At 40.1% G+C, this 4,853-nt stretch carries 6 protein-coding genes; 5 read left to right on the plus strand and 1 reads right to left on the minus strand.

Features of this window, described 5'->3' with window-relative positions:
* Positions 1–432 (minus strand): IS110 family transposase (locus L4D76_RS28380; RefSeq protein ID WP_428444171.1); only part of this gene is annotated, 432 nt, incomplete at its 3' end.
* Between the two features lie 85 nt (positions 433–517).
* On the opposite strand from L4D76_RS28380, the gene L4D76_RS28385 reads away from it, so the two are divergent.
* The 5 genes from L4D76_RS28385 to L4D76_RS28405 all read left to right on the plus strand — a co-directional run bounded on the left by L4D76_RS28385 (position 518) and on the right by L4D76_RS28405 (position 4,433).
* Positions 518–1,180 (plus strand): 3'-5' exonuclease, encoded by a 663-nt coding sequence (locus tag L4D76_RS28385; protein WP_428444172.1) that lies wholly within the window; start codon positions 518–520, stop codon positions 1,178–1,180.
* A 138-nt stretch (positions 1,181–1,318) separates the two neighbouring features.
* Entirely contained in the window at positions 1,319–2,191 is an 873-nt protein-coding gene (locus tag L4D76_RS28390) for an alpha/beta fold hydrolase (RefSeq protein WP_428444173.1), read from the plus strand.
* A 574-nt stretch (positions 2,192–2,765) separates the two neighbouring features.
* The gene (locus L4D76_RS28395; RefSeq protein WP_428444174.1) at positions 2,766–2,963 is read left to right on the plus strand and encodes a hypothetical protein; all 198 of its coding nucleotides are present in this window, start codon (positions 2,766–2,768) and stop codon (positions 2,961–2,963) included.
* Positions 2,964–3,209: 246 nt separating this feature from the next.
* Positions 3,210–3,743 (plus strand): GNAT family N-acetyltransferase, encoded by a 534-nt coding sequence (locus L4D76_RS28400; protein WP_428444175.1) that lies wholly within the window; start codon positions 3,210–3,212, stop codon positions 3,741–3,743.
* Between the two features lie 120 nt (positions 3,744–3,863).
* On the plus strand, positions 3,864–4,433 hold the full coding sequence (locus tag L4D76_RS28405; RefSeq protein ID WP_428444176.1) for a methyltransferase family protein: 570 nt from the start codon (positions 3,864–3,866) through the stop codon (positions 4,431–4,433).
* Positions 4,434–4,853 lie beyond the last annotated feature (420 nt).

Here is a 4,853-nt window from a genome sequence, read left to right on the forward strand (position 1 = left end):
GTCTTCAGGCTCCGGGACATAAATAGGGTTAACATCCCCATTTTTGTCTTCAGGCTCCGGGACATAAATAGGGTTAACATCCCCATTTTTTAATAACGTAGCGAGCATAATGGCATCGCGTTTATCGGTTTTGACACGATTACCAGGTTTCTTTGGGATGAGTGAAGGTGCGACAATGAAACACTCTTGCCCTAACTTGCAGAGATGGCGATAAATCCAGTAACCACAAGGGCCAGCTTCATAAACAAAATAGAGCTTCGAATCTGGGTGTTTAGATTGAAACTGTCGAACAAGCTTAGTAATCGCTTGTTTATTGGTTTGAATTTTCCCAAGGTGTTGTGGCTGACTTGTTCTTCTCTCAAGAATGTAGACGACTTCGGTTGATTCTTTATGCGTGTCTAAGCCAATGAAAATTATGCTATGTTTAGTCATGCTAGCCTCCCGTATATGTAAATTAGTCACATATATTATGGCTCTGGCTGTTACAGCTAACCCACGAAGCGGAGGCTAGCACCTCATGGGGAGTCATTATGTCTATAAGGCTAAATTTGTATTGTTACTGCTTATTTGGGGAAATAAATTGAAGAGATTAAGCAAAGAACAAATTAGAGAACTTCCTGTATTTCAAGGCGTTGTTCTTGATAAAATTGAAGTTGTAATTAATAAGGAAGAAGCATTAAAAGCCGTATCTGAGTTAATAAAACATTCTGTTCTCGGATTTGATACTGAAAGCAAACCTACCTTTAAAAAAGGTGAGGTAAGTAATGGCCCTCAATTAATCCAAATCTCCTGTAAAACGAAGACCTTCATCTTTCCTGCTAAATTCCCTGCGGCTATAAAAGAAATAGATCAAATATTAAGTAATCCAAATATCAAAAAAGTTGGATTTGGACTTGCTGATGATAAAAGGATTATTTTTAGAAAATTTGGTATAAAGGTTGTTAACACGGTAGAACTTTCAAAGAAAGTAAAGTTATTTCTAGGTGTTAAACAAAATGTAGGTGCAAGAGTTGCTGTAGCAATGTTATTCAACCAGCGTTTAACAAAAAGTGCTCAAAAGTCTAATTGGTCAATATTTCCACTTAAGGATTACCAATTACGGTATGCTGCAAATGATGCCTACGCTGCATTGTGTGTAGAAACTAAAATTGAAAACTCAGACATTGAAACTGCCTTATAACAAATGCATCAACACGATTTATTACACTCGGCATTGTCAGTTTGCCGAGTGTTTCTCGTTTTAAAGCGTCAAATTCAGGTAAGTTTGCATGGTAATAAACGTGTTATGCAGGCGTTATATGAAAAACAAGGAACAAACATGAAAAAACAGATATTATTTATATTAATACCTTTCCTCCTATTATCAGGATGTGCGAGCAACGATCTTTCCCTCAGGCATGATGTCGCATTGTCTTTTGATTCCGAACGTATCGCCTATGATGTGGTCGGCAAAGGCAAAACTGCGCTAATTTTTATTCATGGCTGGAGTTGCGACGGACGTTACTGGCAGAAGCAAATTCCTGTTTTCGCAAAAGAGTATCAAGTAATCACAGTTGATTTGGCTGGTCATGGACATTCTTCATTAGATAGATCTGAGTTTTCAATGTTGTCCTTCGCTAACGATGTGAAAGCAATTATTGAGAAAGAAAACATTGATAGAGCAATTTTGATTGGGCATTCCATGGGAGGCGGTGTAATTGCTGAAGCGGCCAGGTTAATGCCGGAAAAAGTAGTTGGGATTGTAGGAGTTGATACCTTGCAAAATGTTGCAGAGCGCACGCCTCAAAGTGTAATCGACGAAATGACAAAACCTTTTGAAGCTGATTTTAAAAGTGCCGCACAGAATTTTGTTTCACCAATGTTTCCGGAAGGCAGTGATCAACAATTGGTGAATTGGGTAAAAGAAGATATGTCTTCTGCCCCAAAGGAAATTGCTTTGAGTGCCTTTCGTAATTATGTGGGCCAGTATGTAAGCGGAGAAGCCGCCATAGTATTTAAAAATATCACTGTTCCTGTGGTCTCAATAAACGCCAGATTATGGCCGACAGCACCTGAAGAAAATAAAAAGCATATAAAAAACTATCAACTGTTTTATATTGAGAAAACAGGTCACTTTCCAATGCTGGAAAAGCCCGATGAATTTAATATACTGTTGAAAAAAGCCCTTAACTCCATAGAATTAAATGAATAAAGAACATATAACCAGGCGTTTAACACCGCTTCACTGCGTTACGCTCGGACTCGCTGAATCTCGCCGGTTAACTTAACGTTAGTTGCCAAAAAATGATTTTATATTGCCCTGTAAAACAAAGAGTTATATTCCAGCTAAATGGTTTGGAATAATCGGCGGTACTATTTAAGTAATTTGTGCTTTTATAGGTACATTCCGCCCAATAATGAAGTCGCTAATAGTTGTCTTCATACGTTATAAAAATGCAATTTCGCAACATTATCTCTAGCTTGTTTATGCGGGCTTCATTGCAGTTTTATTAAAACACTCACGCAGTGTTGCAACTAATCAGGTAGCCGAAGGTCTTTAACCCTCATCCCCCACAACACCCTTCATGCGGATCCGCACAGGGATTTCTCCTCATTAGTTCATGCCCATGCTGGGCGTACACAAATGCATTAACTGGCAGTAGTCGTACTAAAGGGAATTTCTTACCTAATTATCCATTTCAAGTCGTATGGGTGTTTAATTGTGCATTGAAAGCTAATATTCTGGGTGAGTTTGGTGAGACATTCTGATTTCAGAGGAGGGAATAATGAACAAATGTGGACAATGCCGTCAATTTACAAGAACACCTGAAAATCAAAAAGATCTTTGCGGTGCTTGGGAACAACCAACGACTGCAACACGGGATGCTTGTGAGTTCTTTATGCCTAAAAGCCTCTTCGTCAACCTAGCGAAAGAGGGACAGGACATTCATAGTTTGCCAGACGTAGGCCAGTTAATCGGGTAGCCGAGGGTCTTTAACCCTCAGCCCCCACAACACCCTGCATACCATAGGATCCCTCTCTTCTTATACACGCGTTACCCCTTCCAGAAAGCCGACAACCCGAGAAACTGGTGTTATACGGACACTCACACCCTGATCGATGAATAAAAGCTTTCTGTTTAGTTGAAGGCTACGATCTGAATTGAGATATTGTCCAATATCAGCAAAGTATACCAGTGTAGCCTCTTGCCATCGATGGAGTTCAGTTTAGTGAAGTACAGAATTGCAACGTTAAAAGATGCAGAAAAGATAGCTGATTTGCACGCGCGCAGCTGGAGAGAATCATATCGAGACATATTTCCCGATTCGTTTTTAGATAAAGATGTTTGGGATGATAGAAAAGCCTGCTGGTTAGCGCGATTAGCTAAACCAAAGTATAATCAGCATGTTGTCGTTGTAATGGATAATGACATTATTTGTGGTTTCGTCTGCGCTTTTGGAAACGAAGATCCTAATTGGGGAACTTTTATCGATAACCTTCACGTATCGAGGTCCTATAAAGGAAAAGGAGTTGGCAAGTCACTAATGCGTATGGTTGCGAAATGGTCGATGGATAACTTCCCTAATGAAGGGCTTTACCTAGAAGTTCTTGAGGACAATATCACTGCACGTGGCTTTTATGATGCTTTAGGAGCGACCCATCAAGAAACAAGGTTGTGGCAACCTCCTGGTAGCACCCGTAAAGTCAATGACTTGCTTTACGTTTGGAAAAGCATTGAATGTATGGGATTAAAAGTTGGCTAAAGCAATCAGCTGATACGTTACACTCGCGGTTTTTGTATGGAGTTCCGTGTGCTTTGTTGGTTCATCGTGGCGCAACTTATGGCTGGTGTTGGTATTGTCATGGCATAAAGGAGGTAGATTTTGGAGTTAGTATTATTTGCCGTCATCCGTATAACGCTTTTTATTCTATTATCTATTTTGTTAGTTGTTCTTTCTTGGCGAGCTTTACATAATCCGAAATGTCATGGTTTTTATCGGTTTTTTGCGTTTGAAGGAATCTTGGTACTTGTTTTGATGAATGCTTCATTTTGGCTCAAAGACCCGCTTTCTCCTCTTCAGTTGATCTCGTGGACAATTCTCTTTTTTTCTATCCTGTTCGTTTTTCAAGGGGTTTATTTACTCAGAAAAATGGGAGGTTCTAGGGATAAAGAAATAATCTCGGAAAATCTTACTTTTGAAAATACAGCGCAGCTCGTAACACATGGTATCTACAAATATATTAGACACCCTATGTATAGTTCCTTGCTATTGTTGGCGTGGGGTGCTTTTTTGAAGCATATAACCATCTATGGGCTTTTGGCGGCTTTGATTACGACAATTTTTCTGGTGATTACAGCAAAAATTGAAGAGCGTGAAAATATGTTATTCTTTGGTTCTAGTTATAAGGAATATATGAAAAAGACAAAAATGTTCATTCCTTACATATTCTAAAACCAAATGTCTAATCGGGGGGGGGGCCAAGGGTCTAACCCTCAGCCCCACAACACTCTGCATACGCGCCACCCCTTCCAGAAAGCCTACAAAGCCTACAAACTCATTACTTACTTCGGTTTGTAGGGTTTATAGGGTGTTGAACAGGGGGCATGCCCCTGACGGCAGGCAATCCCCGTCCCCCTTTCACGAATCCGCCCTAGAAACGTCCCCCATTTTCCAAAGCTGTAAACTTCGATAAATGCTACTTATTGCACTGTGATTCACATAACCAGAGCTCACTCAATAAAACATATGCATATGATGACAGCATCGCCTAAATTTGATGATAGCTGGTAGGTTCTGATACCCAAGGGCGGTAGGTATGCGATCCCGATGCGTAAAAACCTGCGGTTTGGGTGGGATATACGATCTTAGATC

The organism is Photobacterium sagamiensis (genome assembly GCF_050337085.1).
GTDB classification, from domain to species: domain Bacteria; phylum Pseudomonadota; class Gammaproteobacteria; order Enterobacterales; family Vibrionaceae; genus Photobacterium; species Photobacterium sagamiensis.